Genomic DNA, 21996 nt, shown 5'->3' with positions numbered 1-21996 from the left:
TTCTTCGACCTGGCGTCGCTCATCGTCACCGTCGGCGGCACGATCGCCGTCACCTGCGTGACCTTCCCGTGGAGCCGCCTGCGGCAGACCTGGCAGCTCGTGGGCGATGCGCTCCTGCCGCCGGTCGGCAACGAGGACGTGCTGGCGTCGGTGCAGCACCTCGCCCGCGCCCACCGCGTCGAGGGCGCGCCGGGCCTCGAGCGCGCGCTCGCGCGCGAGACCGACCCGTTTCTCCGCGCGGCCGTCCTGCACGGCCTCGACACCGCCTCGGCCGAGGAGCTCGAGGACGCGCTGGTCGCCGAGGCCCGCATGCGCGCCGCCGACGGCGAGGCCGCCCGGCAGGTGCTGCTCACCGTCGCGAAGCTCTTCCCGGCCTTCGGCCTCATCGGCACGCTCATCGGGCTCGCGGTCCTGCTCCGCAACCTCGGGCACGCGAGCGTCGTCGCCATCGGACCGGGCCTCGGCGTCGCCGTCCTCACGACGCTCTACGGCGCCGTCCTCTCGAACGTCGTCGTGCTGCCGCTCGCGACCAAGCTGCAGGCCCACCTCGGGCGGCAGGCGATGCGCACCGAGATGATCATCGACGGCGCCCTGCTCGTGCAGCGCAAGGAGTACCCGACGCGCATCGAGCACGTGCTGCGCGCCTATCTGGGCACGCGCCGGCTCGCCGAGCCGCGGCCGAGCCCGCTCGTCCTCTCGACCCGTGCGGCGTAGACGCCCCACCGTTCCGCCGCCCGGCGCCGCCCCGTCCGACGACGACCAGACGGCGCAGACCGCGTGGCTGATCACGTTCAGCGACCTCGTGCTGCAGCTCTTCGCATTCGTGGTCCTGAGCGCGGTCATCGCGCGACCCGGACGCGCGGCCGACCCGATGCCGGCGCCGCCTTCGACGACGACCCTCGTCGTGCGCACGACCACGACGACGACCACGACGTCCTCGACGTCGACGTCCTCGACGACGCTCGCCGCGGCCAGCGTCGTCGGCGAGGATCGCACATCCCTCGTGCGCGATCACGACGAGCTCGCGACGTTCGTCCAGCAGCGCGGCATCGAAGGCGCCGTCACCGTGAGCATCCACGACCGGGACCTCGTGATCGCCATGTCCGACACGATCGCGTTCGCGTCGGGGAGCGCGGACCTCGCCGATGCGGCGCTGCCGCTCCTCACGACCGTGCGCGACCTCGCGACCTCGCTGCCGGATTGCCTCGTCGACGTGACCGGTCACACCGACGATCGGCCGATCCACACGCCCGCATTCCCGTCGAACCTCGAGCTGTCGCTCGCCCGCGCGGCGGCCGTCGCGCGCGAGCTGGCCGCGGGCGATCCCGAGCTCGAGCGCCGCATCGTCGCCGCCGGCGTCGGCGCGCACCGGCCGGTCGTGCCGAACACCGACGACGAGGCCCGAGCGCGCAACCGCCGCGTCGAGATCCGCCTGCGGCCACGGGCGGCCGACGAGGGCTGAGCGCGGGCGGCGCTACGGATTGCAGGTGTGCGATCCGGAGAGGTCGCAGGAGCCGCTGCAGCAGATGGAATTCGTGACGCAGCCGCCGCCCGCCGGCTGGCAGTCGCACGTCCCGCCCGTGCAAGAGCCGTAGCAGCAGTCCGCGCCGCTCGTGCACGCTGCGCCGGTCCCGCCGCAGCCGCCGAAGCAGGTGAGCGTCGTGGGCTCGCACAAGCGGCTGCAGCAGTGCGCGTCCGCCAGGCACGGCGCGCCGGCCGCCTGGCACGCGCCGCAGGCCCCGCCGCTGCAAGAGGGGAAGCAGCACTCGGCGGGGTTGGAGCACGACGCGCCGGCGCTCCGGCACGTCTCGCACACGCCGCCCGTGCAGTGCCCGGTGCAACACTCCTGGTCGGTCGTGCAGGTTCTCTGGTCGCCGACACAGCAGTTCTCGACTTGCCCCAAGGGGGGGCCCAACCCGCGACACTCGAGCCCGGCGCAGCAGGCGAAGGTCGCGAAGCCCGTCGGGACCTCGACGACGCAGGCTCCGCCATTCGGGGAGCAGCAGGAGTGGTCCGGCTGGCATTGGCCGACGCCGCACGTGAAGGGGGGATCGCAGCGCGGGGAGACGCAGAATCCGCTGAAGTCGGGTCCTGGGTAGAACGTCGCGCCGGGATCGCAGCACGGCAGCAGCGCCGAATTGGGACCACCGTAGGTGCAGCACTGACAGGCGGTCGAGTAGCCGGGCGGGCCACACGCACCCGCCGGGAAGTTGCACTCTCCCAGCGCGGCACCGTCGCATTTCTCGGACCCCTCGATGACCCCGTTCCCGCACACGGGGAGCGTCGTGCTGGTCGACGTAGAAGTCGACGTCGTCGTGGTGGTACCGCCGAGCGAGCCGTTGTCGCAGTCGGGGAGTCCGGCGGCGATCGCGTCGCGGGCCGAGAACATCCCCGCGACGTCCTTGCGAACGGTCGGCGGGCCGAACAGGACGCAGTTGCGGAGCGTCCCGGTGGTGACACGAACCCCGACCGCACCCTGCGGTCCGGCGAGCGCGAGACCCGCACGCCTGCCTACGAACTTGAGCGTGTGCCCCTGCTTCAGCACCACACTGCGCACCGCCGAGAACGCGTCGGGGGCGCTGCGGTTGGCGAAGCGGTAGACGTCGGTGGCGGCGTCGCGCGCGGTCCAGCCCGGCGTGCCCGCGACCGGGGGCGCGACCGCGGCGCCGCCGCTCGGCTCGGCGGGCGAGAACAGCTCGATCGTCGCGCCGCCCACAGCGGCGCTCGGATCGTCGGCGCCACCGATCGCGGCAAAGAGAAAGCCCGGGTCCTTCGAAACGAAGATCAGCTTCTCGGAACCGTTCGGCGCGCGCCGCAGGAGGAGCTTCGCGCCCGAGATCGACCGATCGGCGGCGAGCGCCGGCAGGGAGCAGAGCACCAGCCAGGCGACGATCACGACGCGGCCCAAACACACCCCCTTGCTCGACGCCATACCCGCGGCCCGACGCGACCGTCAAGGTGAAAACGCTTGACGTCGTCGTCGGCCGGGTGGGATGCGGAGATGATGAAGACGACGCTCGTCTGCTTGATCGTCGCGGTCGTGTTCGGAGCCGCGCCGGGCGGCGCCGCCGCGCTGACCGACGTACGCGTGGAAGGCAAGAGCGTCAGCATCGGCGCCCGCAATCCGGCGCGCCGGACGCTCGCGTTCCGCACCCAGGTCGACCCGAACATCGTCGCGCCGTTCCCCGATCCGACGACGGGCGCGTCGCTGCGGGTGTTCGTGTCGAACGTCGCCGGCCAGTGCCATGCCGAGATCGCGCTGCCGGCGGGCTTCTGGACCCCGATCTCCGGCAACGGCGCGCAGAAGGGATGGCGCTATCGCGACGCCGCCGCCAGCGCCCAGGGCGTGAAGTCGATCACGCTCTCGCCGCGCAAGAGCGGCGGCCGCGTCGTCGTGAAGGCGCGCGGCGCCTTCCCGTGCGGGCTGGAGGCCATGCAGACGGGACCGCTCCACGTCGTGCTGCGCCTGGGCGGCACGCGCTACTGCGCCGCTTTCGGCGGCGTGGTGCAGGCGAACGAGGTGGGACGCTACAAGGCGATCGGCGCCCTCGCGCCCGCCGCCTGCCTCGACGGCGACGTCACGGCCGCCGATCTGAACGTCCTCCACGGCATCTTCTGCCCGGGCGCCAGCGCCGGCTGCCGCCGGGCGGATCGCATCGACCTGCTGCGCCAGTTCGTGGTCGCGCGCGGCTGCCCCGACGTCCTCGCGCTCGAAGAGGTGTTCAACGCCGGGCCGCCGTTCGGCGACAACGTGGCGGCACTCGAGGCGGCGCTCACGAACGCGTGCCCGGCGCCGTACGGCGTCGTCTACCAGGGCGCGAACCCGTTCGACGACGAGATGATCTTCTCGCGCTTCCCGGTGCTCGTGCAGGAGACGCTCGACCTGCTCGGGCCGCTGCGAAACGTCGTCCACGTCCGCATCGACCACCCGATCGGCCTGCTCGACGTGTACGCGACGCACCTGGCCTCGGGCAGCGACCTCGCCGGCGGAACGTGCGGCGTCGCGTTCAGCGAGCCCTGCCCCGCCGACTGTGTCGCGGCCGGCGCCACCACGGTGCGCGACTGCCAGGCCGTGCAGGTCGCCAGGCACATCGAGGCGACGCACGACGTCGCGACCCCGGCGCTGCTGCTCGGCGACTTCAACGAGACGCCGGGATCGTTCGTCTACGCGCAGTACGCGACGCGTGGCTGGACCGACGCCTACCTCGCCGGCGGCAACCCGGAGTGCGACGCCCTCTCCGGCGTCGGCTGCACGTCGGGCCGCATCGACGACGCGCTGACCGACCTGGAGAGCCCCGGCCTCGGCCAGACCGAGCGCATCGACTACATCTGGGTGATCCCGCCGGGTCCGGGGTCGATCTGCTCGGCGACGGTCGAGCCCGCCGGCGACGGAGACGGCGACGGCGTCGCGACGCGCCTGTTCGCCGACGAGCCCAATCCGTTCGCGCCCCCGTGCGGGCCCTCGCCCGCCGCGATCTGCTGGTCGTCCGACCACAGCGGCGTGCAAGCCGACGTCAACTGCGATTAGATCGTCCGTCCTGGTGCCGGCTCCGTCCTCCGCCGACGCGCGTCTCGCGCGCAGGTTTCCCTCGTATCGCGACTTCGTCGACGACGCGCTCTTCCACCCGGCGTGGGGCTACTACAGCACCGGCATCGTGCGCTTCGGCGAGGGCGGACACTACGACACTTTCCCCACCGCGCTCTCGCCGCTGTTCGGCCGCATGGTGGCGCGCGCGGCGCTGCGCTTCTGGGAGCGCACCGGCCGCCCACGGCGCTTCGAGGTCTGCGAGATCGGCGCCGGCAACGGCCAGCTCTGCCTCGACACGATCGCCGCCGTCGAGACCGCCGTGACGCCGCGCTGGCGACGGTTCGCACGCGCGTTCCGCTACCGGATCGTCGAGCGGAGCCCGGCGCTCGCGCGCCGCCAGCGCGCGAAGCTGGGGCAGCTCGCGAGCCGCGTCCTGTGGACGCGCGCCGATCTCGCGCGCCGGCCGGCCGCGGGCGCGCCGTTCGCCAGGGTCGGGTTCGTGATCGCGAACGAGGTGCTCGACTGCCTCGCGCACCACAAGATCGTCGCCGGGCCGGGCGTCGTCTTCGTCGTGCCGAGCCGCCGCGGGCGCCCGGTCACGCGGTCGGGTCTCGCGCCCGTCCTGCGGCGCGGCGAGCGCCTGCGCTATCGCGAGGTCGCGCTGCCCGTGGATGCCGTACCCGGGCTGCGCGCGTTCCTCGCCAGGTACTGTCCCGAACGTCTCGCCACCGGGCGCTCGTTCCCGCCCTACTTCGCCTGCCCGGCGATCCCGGCGCTGGTCGGCAACGTCGCGCGCCTGTACCGGACGGCGGAGATGCTCTGGATCGACTACGGCGCGCTGCGCCCGTTCCACCTCCGTGCGCCCGAGCGCCGGCGCGTCTTTGCGGGGCCGCCGCGCTCGGGACGCGGCGTCTACGACGCGCCCGGGCGCGACGACGTCACGTTCATGGTCGACTTCTCGGTCGTCGCCCAGGCGGCGCGCGACGCCGGGCTCTCGATCACGTTCTACGGCGGCCAGGGCGAGCTCGCGCACGCGACCGGGGTGCGCCTCGGCCCGCGCGAGGTCGCCCTCGTCACGCGCGCGCGCGCCGCGGCGTGGATGCTCGACGTGCTGGGGCTCGGGCCCGAGCGCCAGTGGCGACGCGGCGCCATCACGTGGACGCGGAAGGGCGCGCGGGGCGGCTCGCTCGCGGCCGGCATCGCGCGCGACGTCGAGGAGTTCCTCGGCCGGCGGCCGAGCCGCTTCAGGATGATCGCCCTTTCGACGGGTCCGACGATTTTCCGCCGCCGCCGCGGAGCTGCGAGGCGAGGTCGGCGAAGGGGTTGTTGAACGCGGGGCGCGGCTCACGCGGCTTCGGGCGATCGCCGCCGCGACGCGGCGGCTCCTGCGGGCGGCGCGGAGCCGAGACCGACGGCGCCGGGCGGGAGGCCGGCGCGGCGGGCGCCTCGCGCCGCATGCTGAGAGCGATCTGCTGCTTGTCGCGATCGACGCCCACGACGCGCACCTCGACCCGATCGCCCGGTTTCACGACCGCGTGCGGATCCTTCACGAACTGATCCGCGAGCCGCGACACGTGGACGAGCCCGTCCTGCGCGAGGCCGATGTCGACGAACGCGCCGAAGGTGGTGACGCTGGTCACGATCCCGGGACACGTGAGGCCGGGCGTCAGCTCGTCGAGCGTCCGCACCGCGGGCGCGAAATCGGCCGGCGCGAGGGCGCCGCGCGGATCGCGCCCCGCCTGCTCGAGCGCACGCACGACGTCGGCGAAGGTGTAGGGACCGATCTCGGGCTCGAGCTCGGCCGCGGCGGCGGCCACGAGCTTCGCACCGTCGCCGCACAGGCCGGCGGCGTCCGTGCCGTGCGTCACCGCCAGACGCTCGAGCGTCTCGTAGCGCTCGGGATGGATGCCCGTCGCGTCGAGCGCGTGGGGACCCCCGTGCACGCGCAGGAAGCCCGCGGCCTGCTCGAACGCGCGGTGGTCGAGGAGCGGCACCGCGCGCACGGCGGCGCGCGACGCGAAGGGTCCCTGCGCGCCGCGCTGCTCGACGATCGCCCGCGCGAGCCCGGGCGTGAGGCCCGGGACGCGCGCGAGCAGATGCTCGGGCGCCGTGTTGACGTCGACGCCGACGTCGGCGACGCAGGCTGCGACGGTCGCGTCGAGGCCGCGCTCGAGCCGCGGCTGCGAGACGTCGTGCACGTGCATGCCGACCGCGAGCTGTCGCGGCTCGAGCCGGACGAGCTCGGCCAGCGGATCCTGCAGGCGGCGCGCGATCGTGACGGCCGCCCGCGTCGCCTGATCGAGGTCGGGCAGGTCCGCATGCCCCGCTTCGCTCGCCGCCCACGCCCCGGCGCCGATCTCGGAGACGACGAGGACCGGAACGCCGGCGCCGCGCTCGCGCACGAGCGCGCGCACGCCGCGCACGACGTCCTTGCTCGCGAGGCCGTCGCCGATCGCGATCGCCTGGGCGCCGTGCGCCGTCACCAGCTCGGCGAGGAGGTCGCCCGCGCGGGCGCGCTTCTCGGCGTCGCCGGCGTGGATGACGCCCTGGCCGATCGGCCGGCCGTTCCCGCCGACGACGGCGACCTTGCTACCGCCGCGCGGCGCGAGGTCGATGCCGATGACGACGCGCGGGCCGAAGGGCGCGGCCATGAGGAGCGCGCGAGCGCCCGCCGCGATCTCGTCGACGGCGATGTCGTCGGCGGCGGCACGCAGGGCCTTCTGCACGGCCGTCTCGGCGGCGGGGAGAACGTGCGCGTCGAAGGCGCGGCGCGCGGCTCGCCCGAGGACGTCCGCACCGGGCGCGTCGGCCACCGTGCACGCCTCGGCCTCGACCAGTGCGCGCAGCCGCGCCGTGAGATCGGCATCGTCGCTCGCGCCGCCGAGCTCCACCCGCAGCTCGCCTTCGTTCACGCCGCGACGGATGGCGAGGTAGCGCTGGGCGTTCGCCGGATCGAGCATCGCGCCCACGGGCTCGTGCACGTCGAAGTAGGCCGCGAAGCGCCCGCCCTCCTTGCCCCGCTCGCCGCGCGACACGTGCAGCCACGCCTCGCGCGCCAGCGCCTCGCGCACGCGCGTGCGCAGCGGCACGATCTCCGCGATCCGCTCGACGAGGATGTCCTCGGCGCCGGCGATCGCCTGCGCCGCGTCGGCGATGCCGTGCTCCTCGCTCCGGAAGGTGAACGCCCAGAGGTCGAGCGTCTGTCCGGGCAGCGGCGTGTCGAGCCCGTGCCCGCAGTTCCAGATCCAGTCGGCGAGCGGCCCCAGGCCGGCCTCGGCGGCGGCGACGGCCGGGGTGCGGCGCTTGCGCTTGAAGGGCACGTAGAGGTCCTCGAGCGCGTCGCGGTCGAAGGTGGCCTCGACCTCGGCGCGGAGCGCCGGCGTCAGCTTGCCCTGGCGCGCGATCTCCTCGCACACGAAGCGCTGGCGGAGCAGGAGCGCGTCGTACCGCTCCTTCGCGTCGGCGACCGCCATGACGTCTCGCTCGGCGAGGTTCTGCGTGCGCTCCTTGCGGTAGCGCGCGATGAACGGGAGCGTCGCGCCCTCGGCGACCAGCGCCAGCACCGCCTGCGCGGCCGCGATCGGGATGTGGGGATGGGCGGCGTGGAGGAACGCGTCGAAGGTCATGGGCTCACTCGGGCGGCATGGGCGTCGGTACGATCGTGACCGGCATGTCCGCCGGCGCCGATCCGAGCGTGACGGCGATCTTGGAGAAGCCCATGCAGAGGGCCGCCGTCACGCCGAGCTCGACCAGCTCCGCGGGGGTGAAGATCCCGTGCAGCTCGGCGGCGAGCGCGGCGTCGACCCCGGCGCGGCGGCCGAGGAGCACGTCCGTCAGCGCGATCGCCGCCTGGTGCCGGGGCGACAGCGCCGAGCCGGCGTAGTCGTCGGCGATGAGCGCCACCTGCCCCTCGTCGAGCCCGTGCTCGCGCGCGATCGAGAAGCGCACGTTGCGGCAGTAGCCACAGCCCGTGACGCGCGCGTTGCGGAGGCGGACGACCTCCTTGGTGGGATGATCGACGATCCCGTCGCGCCACAGACGGCCGTACAGCTCCATGAACCGCCGCAGCAGGCGCGGCTCGTGGCCGAGGACGCCGGTGCGCTGGACGTCGGCCGTCGCGGCATCCGGAAGCGGCACGCGCGCCATCTCAGAGCTCCGGACGGACGTCGAGCAGACGCGCGAGGCGCGCCAGCCCCTCGCACACGGCGGCATCCTGCGCGATGGCGACGATCTCGCGCGGCGTGTAGTGCGCGCGTACCCGGTCCACGAGGTCGTCCGTCACGCCGTGCGGGTCGAGCACGATCTGCTCGACGAGCTCGCTCACGACGGCGTGGGCAGGGGATGGGGTGCGGCTCGTCGCCTCGGGGTCGGGGCGTCCGCCGACGAGCACCGCGATGCGCCGGCGATACGCCGCGCGGAGCGCGGGATCGATCACCGTCGGGTCGGCGGCCGTCGCCTCGAAGGCGCGATAGCCCGCAAGGAGATCCGGCCGCAGCGCGAGCGCGTCGCCGAGCGTGCGGACCACCGGGGTGTTCACGAGCCAGCTCATCGAATGTGTGGCAGGACCTTGTCCGCGAACAGGCGCAAGCCCGCCCAGCCGAGATCGGGGTCCATGCCGCCCATCAGCGGATGCAGGATCACGCGCCCGTACTCCTTCGCGATGCCGACGCACTGCTCGGGTGTGACGACGCGGTAGACGCCGCTCGCGCGAACCCCCGCCTCGGTGGTCGCGTCGACGTGGACCTCCGAGCGCTGCCCCGGCGTCTGCCAGTCGTGATAGGTGCGCGCATCGTAGAGCGCGTGCGGCGCGATGCGCGCCCAATCGCGCTCGGGATCGTCGGTCACGTGGACGAAGCCCGGCCCGCCCGGCAGGGCGACGAAGCCGCCGGCGAATCCCTCGGCCGCGCACGCCTCGTGATAGATGCGCGCCAGCTCCTGGTCGCCGATCGCCGGAAAGAACCCGCAGCGCAGCCGCGCCGCACGCTTGGCCGCCTTGGCCGTCGAGCCGCCGACCAGGATCATCGGCGGCGCCGCCGGCTTCGGCGTCACGCGCACGCGCCGCCCGCGCCACGTGAACGGCTCGCCCGTCCATGCCTGCTGCAGGACACCGACGTACTCGTCGAACAGCTTGCCGCGTTGCGTGCGGTCGACGCCGGCCATCTCGAACTCCTCGGGACGGTAGCCCATGCCGGCGACGATGCTGATGCGGCCGTCGCTCGTGAGCGCCGCCGTGGCGAGCTGCTCGGCGAGACGGATCGGATCGTGGAGCGGGACCAGGACCGCGGCGATGCTGATGCGCAGGCGCTTCGTGCGCGCCGCGATCGCGGCGGCGAGCGTGATCGGCGACGACATGTAGCCGTCCTCGACGCCGTGGTGCTCGGAGATCGCGACGACGTCCAAGCCGAGGCGATCGGCCCATTCGCAGATGTCGAGGCACGCCTCGTACTGGCGAGCGTGGGTGGTCGCCGCGAACGGCGGCACGCGGAGATCGAAACGCAGACCGACCATGGCGGGCATCGGCGCGGGTTCTAGCGGCGGCGCCCCCGCGGCGTCAATGCAGGCGGCATGGCGGTTGCTTTCAGATCGTGGTGCTGGCTGCTCGCGCGCAGCGACTCGTCCCGGCTAGCCCGGGTCCGTCGGGCGCGTGGCGGTGCGTCACCGTTGCGTCGCTGACAAATCAATGACCGAGACCGCTCCAGATCGTTCCCGACTCCGAGACGCGTCGCTCCCGCAGCTCGCCGAGCAAGGCCGCGCGGGCTGCGCCCTCATCATCGCGGCCGTCTCCGCGTTCACGGTCGCGGACTTCGTCGCCAACCGGCACGTCTTCGGGCCGCTGCTTGCGATCGCGCTCTTCCAGATCGCCGTCGCCGGCGCGGGCATCTTTGCGCTCCGCGGGACGCCGGTGCGGCGGCGCGCCACGCTGGTCCTGATCGGTGTCATGACCCTCGTGTTCGGGACGGGCGCGCTCTCCGACGTGCTCTCGCACAACGTCTACGCGACCTCGACGATGAGCGTCCTCGGCTGCCTCATCACGTCGGCGTTCCTGCCGTGGGGCGCGCTGCCCCAGGCCGTCACGGCCTTCGCGATGACGAGCGCCGGCGTGACGTCGCTCGCGGTGATCTACGGCTCGCTCACCGCCGTGGCGCACCTCGCGGTCGGGTTCTACGCCACCGCCGGGGCGTCGGCCCTGATCGCGCACGCGCTCGAGCGCGCGCGCTTCGACCGCTTCCGTGCCGACGCGGCGCTCGCCGCCTCGAAGGCGCTCGCGGAAGAAGAGGCGCACGTCGCCTCGACGCTGGTGCGCATCGGCGAAGCGCTCGGCGAGCACCTGGGCCAGAGCGACATGCTGGACACCGTGTGCGCGCTCGCCCGCGACGCGCTCGGCTGCGACTGGAGCAGCACGTACATCTGGGACGACGTGCACAAGGCGACGCGCCTGGTGGCGAACGCGGGCTCGCGTGCGGAGCTCGTCGCCGAGCTGCGGGAGATCGAGTGGCCGATCTCGAGCGTGCCGATGGTCGGCGCCGTGCGCCCCGGCGAGCTGCTCGAGATGCCCGACGCGGCCCACCAGGCGTTCATGCCGGCCGATCTGCTCCGGCGCATGGACACGTCGTCCGTGCTCTGCGCGCCGATCGCGGCCGGCGGCAAAGCCCTCGGCACCCAGATCCACGGCTACGTCCACCGCACGGGGCCGTTCAGCGCGCGCCAGCGACGCCTCGCGCTCGGGATCGCACATGCCACCGCGATCGCGATCGAGAACGCCCGCCTGATCGCCGATCTCAAAGCCGCGAGCCGCCTCAAGTCCGAGTTCGTCGCGACCATGTCGCACGAGCTGCGCACGCCCCTCAACGTCATCACCGGCTACACGGACATGCTGCTCGAGGGCGCCGCCGGCGCGCTCACGCTCCCGCAGCGCGAGATGCTCGACCGGGTGCAGCGCAGCTCCGCGGAGCTCTTCGAGCTGGTGACGGCCACGCTCGACGTGGGCCGCCTCGAGGCCGGACGCGAGACGGTCGACCGCGCGCCGGTCGTGCTCGACTCCCTGTTCGCGGAGCTCGCGATCGAGCTCGAGCCTCTCGTTCCGGACGCCGTCGAGCTCTCGTGGGAGAGCGCGATGCGCCCCGCGATTGTCACCGATCGGGCGAAGGTGAAGACGATCCTCAAGAACCTCGTCGGCAACGCGCTCAAGTTCACGAACGCGGGGCACGTGCGGGTCGTGGCCACGTGGGAGGACGACCTCCTGGCCCTCACCGTCGCCGACACCGGCATCGGCATCCCCGCCGAGGCGCTGCCGGTGATCTTCGAGATGTTCCGTCAGGTGGACGGCTCGGACACGCGCCGCTTCGGGGGCGTCGGCCTCGGGCTCCACATCGTGAAGCGCCTGACGACGCTGCTGGGCGGCATGGTCGACGTCTCGAGCAAGCCGGGAGCCGGCTCGACCTTCGTCGTCCGCGTGCCCGCCACCCTGGCGCTGCGCGCGACAGGATAGCAATCCGAGCCAAGACTACGTCTTGGCTCGGGGGCGAGAGTGTGGCGTCGGTGGCACGCGCGACCGGCATGTCGCGGCCGGCAAAGCCGGCGCGACAACGCAGGTACGCGCCCCTCTAGGTCGACGCGGGGCAGATCAGCGGACTGCCGTCCATGCCGGTGTCCCTCTGTGCGCAACGAGCGGCGCGCCTGGGTAGCGCGCGTATCTAGTGTGTCGCGCCGGCTTCGCCGGCCGCGACATGCCGGTCGCGCGTACCACGAGCGCATCAATCTCGCCCCCGGCCCAAGACGCACTCTTGGGCCGGCTCTGGGTAGTCGCGCGGGACCGCGAGCTGCCAGCGCGGCGCGCGGCGCTCGAGGAACGCCATCACGCCCTCGAGCGCGTCGGGACGTCCCATGACGAGATGGTGGTATGCCGTCTCGCGCTGCCCGACCTCGTCGCGCGTGAGCCCCCGGCTCTCCCACAGGAGGCGCTTCGAGAGCGCCACCGACAGCGGTGCGCAGTTGACGGCGACGTCGCGCGCCATCTCGCGAGCGGCCACCAGCACCTCGGCCGCCGCAAGGGCGCGGCTGGCGAGCCCGATCGTGGCGGCTTCCTCACCCGTCACGTGGCGGCCGGTGAGGAAGAGCTCGGCGGTGCGGGCGAAGCCGATCGCGCGCGGGACGGTCCAGTGCGAGTGGGCGTCGGGCAGCACACCGCGGCGCACGTGCGCGAAGGCGAGCTTCGCCTCGCGCGCCACGAGACGGATGTCGCACTGCATGGCGAGCGTGAGACCGATGCCGATCGCGTGGCCGTTCACCGCCGCGATGACGGGCTTGCGCACGTCCCAGGCCGGGAACGCGACCGGATCGGCGCTGAACTCCGGCTCGTCGCGTTTGGCGAAGGTCTCGCCCCCCGCCGACAGGTCGGCGCCCACGCAGAAGGCGCGGCCGGCGCCGGTGAGCACGACGGCGCGGACGTCGTCCCGCCCGTCGCACTCGCGATACGCCGCCGCGAGCGACGCCCCCATCGGGCCGGAGAACGCGTTCATGTGCTCGGGACGATCGAGCGTCAGCAGCGCGACGCCGTCGTCGATCTCGACCCGAAGGTGCTCGTAGGCCATGCGGCCTCCTACCAGAAGGTCCCGGAAGTCGGCCACTTTCTCGGACCTGACCGGTAGGGGCTTGACCCAGGTCCGGCGTCGGGCCTACCAAATGGGCCTTTCACGAATCACTACACGAGGTGGTGAATGCCGCGAGACAAGCCCCACGTACTCTTCCTCGACGGCTCGAATGCGGCCGGCAGCTTGATCGCGGAGGCGCTCCTGCACCGGCATGCGGGCGAGCGCTTCGAGGTCGCGAGCGCGGGCCTCGAGCCGCGTGAGGTGACCGCGCTCACGCGCCAGGTCCTGGAAGAGGTCGGCATCGAAGCGACGCGGCTGCGCTCGAAGCGGATCAAGGAGTTCCTCGCGCGCGTTCCCGTCCACTACGCGATCATCCTGACGCAGGCCGCGAAGGCCAGCGCGCCCCGACTCTATCCGTTCGCCGGCAAGACGCTGCGATGGCCGTGCGCCGATCCGCTCGAGAGCGACGACGCGACCGGCGATCGTCTCGAGGCCTTTCGACAGTTGCGTGACCAGATCGACGCGCACATCCGGTCGTGGGTGGCCGAGGTGGAAGCCGCCGGAGCCTAGGCCTCCGCCCCAAGACTACGTCTTGGGGCGGGGGGAACGCGAGGGTGTCGCGGTCGTGGCACGCGCGACCGGGGTGTCGCGGCCGGCAAAGCCGGCGCGACAGAACAGATACGCACGACAAGAAGCGCTGCGCCGAGAACCAGCGAGTGCGCGACTCGGGCGCGGAATGTGCGGCGCCGCTCCTCCCGTCCGGAAGTGCCCACAACGCCATCATCATCGAATCGTCACCGCGATAGCGACCTCCCCGTCACGAAGCTCGACTACGCTCGGGCGTGAGGAGGGCGCGCATGGGAAGCAAGCGTCTGGCCTGTCGACTGTGTCTGTGGGAGCGGATCGTCGGGTCGCGCCTGTCGCCCTCGTGCGAGGACGTCGTGCTGCGCGCCCACTACGAGGTGACGCACCGGATCGTGTTCGAGGCGGGCGCCGCCCCCCGCGACCCGCTGCTGTCCACCCGGGTCGTGTCGACGCCGGCCGCCCGGGGACGAGGGGAGCTGCATGCTGCTTGACGATCTCCCGGCTCGCATCGCCGTCGACGTGCCGGCGTTCGTCCCGGTGGCGTGCGCCCCGGAGCGGCGCCTCGCCGCCGCCGTCCTCGAGCAGGCCCTCGCCGACCTCGAGCGCGAGACGCGCCGGCTCGTGGTCGTGCGGCGGCGCGGCCGTCCTGCCTACCCGCGCGAGCCGGCGCGCGCCTGGTTCCGCGCCATCGACGAGCAATGGCCGTTCAGCTTCGAGAACGTGTGCGCCGCCCTCGGCCTCGACGCCGGCAGCATTCGCCGTGCCGTCGAGGGGCGGGGCCCGGCCGGGTGACCCGGCTCCCGGAGTGCGCTACGACCACGCCCGATGGAGTGCTCCGCGTGTGCCCGCATCGCCGCCATCGGTGAAGGGACCAATCGCGATTTCGTCGCGACGCTCTCCGAATCGCACGTCACGCTCGCCGACGAGCAACGCTATCGCGGCTACTGCATCCTGCTCCTCAAGGATCACCAAGAGCACCTGGACGCGCTCCCGATCGAACGGCAGCGACGCCTGTGGGACGACGTCACGCGCGTGGCGACGGCGCTGCGGCGCGAGACCCAGCCGGCGCGCCTCAACTACGCCTGCCTCGGCAACTTCGTCGGCCACGTCCACTGGCACGTGATCCCGCGCTACGCGGACGACCCCGAGCCGCTCCATCCGATCTGGGTGCGCCCGCTCTCCGAGCGCCGGTTCGTGCTGCCGATCGCGGAGCACGAGCGCCTGGTGGGAAGCCTCCGCCGCGCGCTCGGGCGCTGAGCGCCTCAGCCCGCCTTGAACGCCCGCACGAGATCGACCACGGCATCCGGCTCGGTCTCGTTGTAGAGGACGAGGCTCGTGCGCGACGCCCACGCGTTGCGGCGGCGGAGCGCACGCCCGACCTCCGCCGGGCGACCCGAGACGCCGATCGTGTCGAGCATGTCGTCGGTCACGAGCCGCATCATCTCGAACCACTGTCCCTGCTTGGACATCCGGTTGAGCTCGGGCTGCAGATCGCCCCAGCCGTGGTGCTCGAGCAGGACGCGATACGCGGGCGTCGAGCCGTAGAACGCGATCTGCCCCTTCGCTTTGCCGCGAGCGGCGGCGATCTCCTCGTCGGTCGAGCCGATCATCGTGATCGTCTGGCACGCGATCTCGACCTGCTCGCGCGAGCGCCCCGACGCGGCGAGGCCGCGCTCGAGCGCGGGCAGCCCGACGGCGGCGACGTAGCCGGGCGAGTTCAGCGGGTGCACGATCCACCCGTCGGCGACCTCGCCCGCGACGCCGATCATGGCGGGGCCGAAGCCGGCGAGGAAGATGCGGGGCCGGCCGTACGGATTCGGCCCCGGGCTGAAGAACGGCGTCATGAGCGTGTGGGTGTAGAGCTCGCCGCGGAAGTCGAGCCGCTCGCCCGTGTCCCAGGCGCGCCAGATGGCGCGGATCGCGCGCACGAACTCGCGCATGCGCCGGTTCGGGCGCGACCACGTCTCGCCGAACCGCTTCTCGATGTGCGGGCGGATCTGGGTGCCGAGCCCGAGCACGAAGCGACCCTTCGAGAGGAGCTGCAGGTCGTTCGCCGTGTACGCGCACACCATGGGGTTGCGCGCGAAGGCGATCGCGATGGCGGTCGTGAGCTCGACGCGCGTCGTGTGCTCGGCGGCGACGGCGAGCGGAAGGAACGGATCATGGGCGCCCTCGAACGACAGGATGCCGTCGAAGCCCTGCGCCTCGAGCGCGCGCGCCGCGGCGCCGGTCCGGGTCACGTCGGCCGGGGTGAGCGCGCCCTCGATCTTCATGGTGGGCGAGGTTCTACTCCGCTCCGCCGCCGCCGTGCGAGCGGCCACCCGGGCGTGCTATGCGAGCCCGACGCCGCATGCGCCGCCCGCTGCGACCCCTGGAGCTCGTGCTCGCGTTCCTGCTCGTCACGGGCGGCGCGTGGCTGCGTGTCCATCACCTCGGCACGCCGAGCCTGTGGTGGGACGAGCTCGTGCACATCCGCACCGCCGACGCCGACGACATCGGCACGGTCTGGCACGAGGTCCGCGACGGCGTCGCGCCCGGGACCGGCAACGCAGCCGCGGTGCCGCTCGACTACCTCGTCCTGCACGCATGGCTCCGCACGACCGCGCGACCCGAGCCGGCCGGGCTCGAGCGCTACTACCGCGTGCCGTCCGCCATGCTCAGCTGCGCCGCCCTGCCCGCCCTGTGGCTCGTCGCCCGCTCGGTCGGCGGGCCGGTCGCCGGCATCGTCGCGCTCGCGCTCCTCGCGACGTCGATGCCGCACGTCCTCTACGCCGCCGAGGCGCGCTTCTACTCGCTCTACGTCTTGATGACGATCGCGAACCTCGGCGCGTTCGTGCGCGTCGTGCGCGGACCCGATCGTCCGGGACGCTGGGCGCTGTTCGCCGCCGTGAACGTCGCCTACGTCATGTCGGGGCTCTACGGCCTGTTTCCGATCGCCGCCGAGTGCGTGGTGCTGGCGGTGGCGCTCGTCCGCCGGTGGCGGCGTGGCGAGGGCGCCGGGCCGCTCGTCGCGTTCCTCGCGAGCGGCGGCGCGCTCGCGGCCGTCGTCCTCGCCTACCTCGCGCCCGGCGCCATCACGACCGTGTATCCGCGCGGCGCGCCGGTCTGGCTCCGCCCGTTCGGTGCGCTCACGGGGACGATCGACTTCTTCGCCGCGAGCAACCTCCCCTTCGCGTTCGCGCTCGGCCTCGCCGTGCCGGTCGCCTTCGTGGTCGCGCGCGATCGCACGACCACGCCGTTGCTGGCGGTGATCGCGCTCGCGATCGCGGCGGTGCCGCTCATCGTCACGATCGCGCAGTGGAAGCGCTACTACTATCATCCGCGGCACGCGATCTTCCTGCTGCCGATGCTGCACCTCGCGAGCGGTCTCGCAGCGGCGGGGCTCCTCGAGCGGGTTGCGATCCGTGGCGCCCCGGCACTGCTGGTAGGGGCCGTCCTCGCCCTCGCTCCGGGCGTCTCCCGGGTCCAGGCCTACGTCGCGAACCCGATTCCGTTCTTCCAGCAGACCAAGACCTACCGCGACTTCGCCGGCCTCACGCGCCGGCTCGCGGCGCGCGTCGCGGGGTTCGCGCCGGACCAGACGCTGCTGCTGCTCGCCGAGCGCAACCGGCCCGGCCACCTCGCGAATCCCGTCCTCGACTTCTACCTCGAAGCCTACGGGATCGCCGATCGCGTCGCGCTGCGCGGCTTCACCGACGTGCCCGGCACGCTCCGCCGCGTCGCGCGCACGTGCGGGATGGCGAGCTGCCGCCGTGCCGTCGCACCGATGGCCTTCACGAAGCTCCTCGGGATCGAGGATCCGTTCGATCAGCTCCCGATCGTGCGCCGTCTCCTCGGGCTCCGCGTGCCGCCGTGGCGTCCGGGCCCGCTCGGGGGCCTCGGCGTCGTCGTGTGGGCCGAGCACGCGCCGCCCGCGGCGCCGCCCGGGCTCACGCGCACGCCGCTCGACGGCCTCGCGCTCTTCGAGCCCGAGCGCTGATCACGCGGGGCGCGTCGCGATCATCCCTTCCAGACCGGCGCCTTCGGACGCGTCGCGTACGTCGTTCCGCCGTGGATCCAGTCCGGCCCGACGCCCCAGAAGCTGCGGGTCGCCTTCTTCGGGTGATCGGGGTCGTACTTCTTGCACGCCTCCTCGTACTCCTTCATCGCCGTCTCGCGACCCTTGACGGCCCAGTAGTCCTCCTCGCGGCTCCACGTGCCGTTGCCCGCATAGGTGATGATGGAGACGCCCGGGAAGTCGCAGGTGCCTTTCCCGCTCGGATGGTCGCGCCGGTTCTGCACGTAGAACACGACCTGGCCGCGCGCGTCGTCGACGACGTGCCACTCGTAGCCGGTGTAGATCTCGCGGTACTTGTCCATCACCGGCACGATCCACTTCCGCACCGTCTCGCGGCCGTGCATGAGGCCGTACCAGTGCTCGAAGTACGTGCAGTCCTCGGTGAAGAGGTCGGCCCAGGCGTCCCAATCCTCGCCCGCGGCGCCGGTGCGCCAGTAGTGGATGAACGCGCGCTCGAGCTCGTCGCGGCCGTACTTGCCCATCGTGCTCCTCCCTCAGGTGCGTAGATGATCGCTGAGATTGCCCACGAGGTCCATGAAGACGAGGCGATCGGCGAACCGCCAGCGGCCGTCGTCGCGCACGAAGCGATCGTGGTAGCGCCCCGCGACGATCGGCTGCAGCGGAACGGACGGCGTCGCCTGGAAGACCGTGAAGTACGAGCGGGCCGTCGCCGTCCCCGCCGCCTCGTCGACGTCGACGACGAGGTTGGTCGTCACGTGCTTGGTGCGCGGCGTGCCATCCGCGTGCAGGATGACGAGACGACCCATCACCTCGCGCACCGCCGCCGATCCCTCGTAGTGCCCGCCGCGATCCGAACGGAAGACGGCGCGCTCGAAGAGGCCCGCGAGACCGTCGAGATCGCCCGTGTCGATGCATTCGGCGTAGGTGAAGACGAGCGTCGCGATCGCGGTCCGGCCGTCCTGCATCGGGGGCCGACCCTCGCATCTTTTCCCGCCGTCGCGCAATCCTTGACCCTCGCCCCGCGCGTGGGCTACGCGAGCCGCATGGGTCTGCTCGACGGAAAAGTGGCGATCGTGACCGGCGCGGGGCGTGGCCTCGGCCGCGAGGAGGCGCTCGCGCTCGCGCGGCACGGCGCGAAGGTCATCGTGAACGACATCGGCGCGTCGCTCTCGGGCGAGGGCAAGGACGTGTCGCCTGCCGACGAGGTCGTGGGCGCGATCGAGGCCGCCGGCGGCAGCGCGAGCGCGAACCGCGAGGACATCTCGGACTGGAACGGCGCGCGGCGGACCGTCGAGCAGGCGTACGATCAGCACGGCCGCCTGGACATCGTCGTCAACAACGCGGGCGTCCTCCGCGATCGGATGAGCTTCAACATGTCCGAGGAGGAGTTCGACCTGGTGATGCGGGTCCACTGCAAGGGCCACTTCGCGATGATCCGCCACGCCTGCGAGCGCTGGCGCGAGCTCGCCAAGCGCGACGGCACGGCCTATGGGCGCGTGATCAACACGTCGTCCGAGGCCGGCCTCATGGGCTCGGCCGGCAATGCGAACTACGCCATGGCCAAGGCCGCCATCGCCGCGCTCACGATCAGCACCGCGCGCGAGATGGGGAAGTATGGCGTGCGGGCGAACTTCATCGCGCCGCGGGCGCGCACGCGCATGACCCTCTCGATGCCCAACCACGCGATGTTCGACGAGCCCGAGTCCGGCTTCGACATGTTCCACCCGGCGTGGCCCGCGGAGCTGGTCGTCTTCCTCGCGAGCGAGCACGCGAGCGACTTCAACGGCCAGGGCTTCGTCGTCTGGGGTGGCCAGGTCGTCCTCGTGCGCGGCTGGCACATCGTGAACCAGATCACCAAGGACGGGGGCGCGATCACCGCGGAGGATCTGATTCGGCGCAAGGCCGAGCTCTTCGGGGACTCGCCGCGGGAGCCCGGTTTCCTGTGATGGCGGTCGCGGGCGGCGGGGTGTCGCTCTTCGCTCGCGGTCCTCGGGCCATGCGCGCCGCGTAGGCCGACACACCCTGCCGCCAATCGTTGCGCGCGCAAGGCCCTGCGGGCTCGCTCCGAGCGACACCCCGCCGCCCGCCATCCGCTTCGCAAAGCGCCGCTGCGACAGCCGCCGAAGGTCCCGCTCGCGAGCGACCGATCCTCCGGCGATGACCGCTGCCTATGACGTTCCCGACTGCGCCCTCGCAGAGGGGGCGGGGCCACCCTCGGAGCGAGCCCGCAGGCCCATGCGCGCGCAACGGTTTGCGTTACCGGCGCCGCGGCCTACGCCGCGCGCACGGGCCGAGGACCGCGAGCGAAGAGGGTGACCCCGCCCCCTCCGCGAGCGGATCAGGCGAAGACCGTCACGCCGCAGCGTCCTCTTCCGAGAGGCGCACCGGCGTCTCGAGAGAAGGATACCGCCCGCGGATGTCGCGGTAGAAGACGCGCAGACGGTCCATGTCGGCGCCGAGGTCGGCCGTCGGGGTGAAGATCAGGCCCACGCCGCCGACTTTGCGGCTGTAGTCGAGGAACGCGCAGACGATCGGGACGCGGGCGCCGCGGGCGATGTGGTAGAAGCCCGACTTCCAGTGGGAGGCGCGGCTGCGGGTCCCCGACGGGGGGATCACGAGGAAGAGTCGGTCGGCCTCGGCCAGGCGCTGGATCGCCTGGTCGACCAGATTCGTGCGGCGGTCGCGGTCGACCGGGACGCCACCCAGACCGCGCATGAGCCAGCCGAACGGCCAGCGGAAGAGCTCCCGCTTGCCGAGCCAGGCCGGGTGGACGCCGAGCGCCCAGGAGACGGCGAGCATGAACGGCAGGTCCCAGTTGGTCGTGTGCGGGGCCGCGATCGCGACACTCTTTTCGAGCCCGGGCGGGATCTCGCCCTCCAGGCGCCAGCCGAACAGCCACAGGAACGCCACCCCGATTCCCCGCAAAATCCGCATTGGCCGGCCGTGATGCGCCGGATTCGTCTCCGAGTCAACGGACGGGAGGGCCATTGCGCCACGGCGGCAATGATGCCATAGGGCAACCCGTTCTCTGTGTTTGCGCGCGATCATGCCCGCACCAACTCGTGGGTGACGGGCCCTCTCGCTCAGGCAACCGAGACAATAACATGCCCGCCAGGAGCGGGCTCAGGAGCGAGAAGTGGGGACCAAGCTATTCGTAGGTAATCTTTCGTACCAGACCACGAGCCAGGATCTCGAAGCGCATTTCCGCCAGATCGGCGAGACGACTTCGGCTCAGGTGGTCACCGACCGCGAGACGGGCCGGTCGCGCGGCTTCGGATTCGTGGAGATGGCCTCGGCGGGCGACGCCGAGCGCGCCATCCAGGAGCTCAACGGCCGCGAGCTCCAGGGACGTACGATCAACGTGAGCGAGGCGCGGGAGCGGGCACCACGCGATGCCCGGCCGCGCGGTGGATTCGGCGGCGGCGGTGGCGGCGGCATGGGCCGCGAGCGCCGCGGCGGCTTCGGCGGCGGCGGGCGTTCCCGCTTCTAGTCCGAGCCCAGCAGCCGTACCTCGAGCGCCTCGAGCGCATCCGGTTCGACGCCGGCGGCGCGCGCATACGCGCGCATGTCGCCGTACTCGGCCCGGATGCGCGCGAGGAACGCGACCATCGTCTCCGCCTCGGCGTGGAGGGTGTCGGGCGGGAGATTCGAGAGCACGGTCTCGTAGCTCCTGGTCGCCATCAGCCGCTCGATGATGGCGTCGAGGTTCTCCTTGGTGGCCGCGTAGTCGGCCACGATCACCTCGTCCGGCACGCCGAGGACGCCGAGCAGCACCGCCGAGATGACGCCGGTGCGGTCCTTCCCTGCGGCACAGTGATACACCGCCGGGCCGGGGGCGCCCGCGAGCGTCGACACGACGCGCGCGATCTTCCCCTTGGCGTACTCGGCGAGGAGCCAGTACCGGTCCGCGAGGGTGATCGTCGCGGCGGCCTCCTCCGAGCGCATCGACTCGCCGTCGAAGAGCGGCAGGTGGTGGTGCGCCACGCGCTCGCGCCGCAGCCGCCCGTCGCCGTCCGCGCGCAGCTCGGCGGTCGAGCGCAGGTCGACGACGGTGGTGAGCCCGATCTCGTCGCGCAGCCGCTCGATGTCGCTCGCGCTGAGGAGGTGGAGCGCGTCGCTGCGAAACATGCGACGCCAGCGCACGACGCGCCCGTCGTGGGTGGGGTAGCCCCCCAGGTCGCGGAAGTTGAGGCAGCCTTCGAGCGGGATCAGGCGCTGCATGAGGGTCGTCCTATATCGCGCCGGGCGCGCCGTCGCACGCGCCGGACGGATCG

Annotated in this window: 23 protein-coding genes; 12 read left to right on the top strand and 11 right to left on the bottom strand. The window is 72.6% G+C overall.

Features of this window, described 5'->3' with window-relative positions; translation table 11 throughout:
* Positions 1-714 (top strand): MotA/TolQ/ExbB proton channel family protein (locus VMS22_04205; protein ID HXJ33221.1); only part of this gene is annotated, 714 nt, incomplete at its 5' end.
* A complete protein-coding gene (locus VMS22_04200; GenBank protein HXJ33220.1) occupies positions 704-1462 on the top strand; it encodes an OmpA family protein in 759 nt (252 codons plus the stop codon). The genes VMS22_04205 and VMS22_04200, both read left to right, overlap by 11 nt.
* A gap of 12 nt (positions 1463-1474) precedes the next feature.
* Here VMS22_04200 and VMS22_04195 read toward each other — a convergent pair whose 3' ends face one another.
* Positions 1475-2896 carry a hypothetical protein gene (locus VMS22_04195; protein ID HXJ33219.1) on the bottom strand — a complete coding sequence of 474 codons (1422 nt, stop codon included), beginning with the start codon at positions 2894-2896 and terminating at the stop codon, positions 1475-1477.
* Positions 2897-3004: 108 nt separating this feature from the next.
* On the opposite strand from VMS22_04195, the gene VMS22_04190 reads away from it, so the two are divergent.
* Positions 3005-4528, top strand: coding sequence for an endonuclease/exonuclease/phosphatase family protein (locus VMS22_04190; GenBank protein ID HXJ33218.1), 1524 nt, complete (start codon positions 3005-3007; stop codon positions 4526-4528).
* Between the two features lie 13 nt (positions 4529-4541).
* A complete protein-coding gene (locus VMS22_04185; protein ID HXJ33217.1) occupies positions 4542-5858 on the top strand; it encodes an SAM-dependent methyltransferase in 1317 nt (438 codons plus the stop codon).
* On the opposite strand, the gene VMS22_04180 is transcribed toward VMS22_04185, so the two are convergent.
* The 4 genes from VMS22_04180 to VMS22_04165 are packed head-to-tail and all read right to left on the bottom strand — an operon-like array spanning position 5773 to position 10045.
* Positions 5773-8154 carry a Tex-like N-terminal domain-containing protein gene (locus VMS22_04180; GenBank protein ID HXJ33216.1) on the bottom strand — a complete coding sequence of 794 codons (2382 nt, stop codon included), beginning with the start codon at positions 8152-8154 and terminating at the stop codon, positions 5773-5775. The genes VMS22_04185 and VMS22_04180 overlap by 86 nt on opposite strands.
* A 4-nt stretch (positions 8155-8158) precedes the next feature.
* Positions 8159-8674, bottom strand: a complete 516-nt coding sequence (locus VMS22_04175) for a carboxymuconolactone decarboxylase family protein (protein HXJ33215.1) — start codon at positions 8672-8674, stop codon at positions 8159-8161.
* 1 nt (position 8675) lies between these two features.
* Positions 8676-9077: a hypothetical protein gene (locus VMS22_04170; GenBank protein HXJ33214.1), complete on the bottom strand. Its 402-nt coding sequence runs from the start codon at positions 9075-9077 to the stop codon at positions 8676-8678.
* Positions 9074-10045 (bottom strand): LLM class flavin-dependent oxidoreductase, encoded by a 972-nt coding sequence (locus VMS22_04165; protein HXJ33213.1) that lies wholly within the window; start codon positions 10043-10045, stop codon positions 9074-9076. The genes VMS22_04170 and VMS22_04165 overlap by 4 nt, the downstream gene beginning before the upstream one ends.
* A 163-nt stretch (positions 10046-10208) precedes the next feature.
* Between VMS22_04165 and VMS22_04160 the strand changes: the two genes are divergently transcribed.
* Positions 10209-12017 carry a HAMP domain-containing sensor histidine kinase gene (locus tag VMS22_04160; GenBank protein HXJ33212.1) on the top strand — a complete coding sequence of 603 codons (1809 nt, stop codon included), beginning with the start codon at positions 10209-10211 and terminating at the stop codon, positions 12015-12017.
* A gap of 265 nt (positions 12018-12282) precedes the next feature.
* Here the strand turns inward: VMS22_04160 and VMS22_04155 are convergent, their stop codons facing one another.
* Complete coding sequence (locus tag VMS22_04155) at positions 12283-13119, bottom strand: enoyl-CoA hydratase-related protein (protein HXJ33211.1); 837 nt, start codon at positions 13117-13119, stop codon at positions 12283-12285.
* A 126-nt stretch (positions 13120-13245) separates the two neighbouring features.
* Between VMS22_04155 and VMS22_04150 the strand changes: the two genes are divergently transcribed.
* From VMS22_04150 to VMS22_04135, 4 genes are all read left to right on the top strand, one after another.
* Positions 13246-13689, top strand: a complete 444-nt coding sequence (locus tag VMS22_04150; protein ID HXJ33210.1) for an arsenate reductase ArsC — start codon at positions 13246-13248, stop codon at positions 13687-13689.
* Positions 13690-13976: 287 nt separating this feature from the next.
* On the top strand, positions 13977-14195 hold the full coding sequence (locus VMS22_04145) for a hypothetical protein (GenBank protein ID HXJ33209.1): 219 nt from the start codon (positions 13977-13979) through the stop codon (positions 14193-14195).
* On the top strand, positions 14185-14496 hold the full coding sequence (locus VMS22_04140; GenBank protein ID HXJ33208.1) for a hypothetical protein: 312 nt from the start codon (positions 14185-14187) through the stop codon (positions 14494-14496). Before VMS22_04145 ends, VMS22_04140 begins: the two co-directional genes overlap by 11 nt.
* A gap of 33 nt (positions 14497-14529) precedes the next feature.
* Positions 14530-14961 (top strand): HIT family protein, encoded by a 432-nt coding sequence (locus VMS22_04135; GenBank protein ID HXJ33207.1) that lies wholly within the window; start codon positions 14530-14532, stop codon positions 14959-14961.
* Between the two features lie 5 nt (positions 14962-14966).
* On the opposite strand, the gene VMS22_04130 is transcribed toward VMS22_04135, so the two are convergent.
* Positions 14967-15977 carry a TIGR03617 family F420-dependent LLM class oxidoreductase gene (locus tag VMS22_04130; protein ID HXJ33206.1) on the bottom strand — a complete coding sequence of 337 codons (1011 nt, stop codon included), beginning with the start codon at positions 15975-15977 and terminating at the stop codon, positions 14967-14969.
* Positions 15978-16054: 77 nt separating this feature from the next.
* Here VMS22_04130 and VMS22_04125 point away from each other — a divergent pair, with 77 nt between their 5' ends.
* The gene (locus tag VMS22_04125; GenBank protein ID HXJ33205.1) at positions 16055-17683 is read left to right on the top strand and encodes a hypothetical protein; all 1629 of its coding nucleotides are present in this window, start codon (positions 16055-16057) and stop codon (positions 17681-17683) included.
* Between the two features lie 20 nt (positions 17684-17703).
* Here the strand turns inward: VMS22_04125 and VMS22_04120 are convergent, their stop codons facing one another.
* On the bottom strand, positions 17704-18243 hold the full coding sequence (locus VMS22_04120) for a nuclear transport factor 2 family protein (protein ID HXJ33204.1): 540 nt from the start codon (positions 18241-18243) through the stop codon (positions 17704-17706).
* A gap of 12 nt (positions 18244-18255) precedes the next feature.
* A complete protein-coding gene (locus VMS22_04115; GenBank protein ID HXJ33203.1) occupies positions 18256-18687 on the bottom strand; it encodes a nuclear transport factor 2 family protein in 432 nt (143 codons plus the stop codon).
* 78 nt (positions 18688-18765) lie between these two features.
* Here VMS22_04115 and VMS22_04110 point away from each other — a divergent pair, with 78 nt between their 5' ends.
* Positions 18766-19668: an SDR family NAD(P)-dependent oxidoreductase gene (locus tag VMS22_04110; protein ID HXJ33202.1), complete on the top strand. Its 903-nt coding sequence runs from the start codon at positions 18766-18768 to the stop codon at positions 19666-19668.
* 406 nt (positions 19669-20074) lie between these two features.
* Here the strand turns inward: VMS22_04110 and VMS22_04105 are convergent, their stop codons facing one another.
* Complete coding sequence (locus tag VMS22_04105; GenBank protein ID HXJ33201.1) at positions 20075-20656, bottom strand: lysophospholipid acyltransferase family protein; 582 nt, start codon at positions 20654-20656, stop codon at positions 20075-20077.
* 202 nt (positions 20657-20858) lie between these two features.
* On the opposite strand from VMS22_04105, the gene VMS22_04100 reads away from it, so the two are divergent.
* Positions 20859-21212 carry an RNA-binding protein gene (locus VMS22_04100; protein HXJ33200.1) on the top strand — a complete coding sequence of 118 codons (354 nt, stop codon included), beginning with the start codon at positions 20859-20861 and terminating at the stop codon, positions 21210-21212.
* On the opposite strand, the gene VMS22_04095 is transcribed toward VMS22_04100, so the two are convergent.
* The gene (locus VMS22_04095) at positions 21209-21943 is read right to left on the bottom strand and encodes a tyrosine-protein phosphatase (protein HXJ33199.1); all 735 of its coding nucleotides are present in this window, start codon (positions 21941-21943) and stop codon (positions 21209-21211) included. The genes VMS22_04100 and VMS22_04095 overlap by 4 nt on opposite strands.
* Between the last annotated feature and the right edge of the window lie 53 nt (positions 21944-21996).

The organism is Candidatus Eisenbacteria bacterium, from assembly GCA_035577985.1.
In the GTDB taxonomy this organism is placed as follows: domain Bacteria; phylum Desulfobacterota; class Binatia; order DP-6; family DP-6; genus DATJZY01.
Note: the sequence above shows the minus strand (reverse complement) of the source record. Positions and strands in the feature narration are given on the sequence as shown.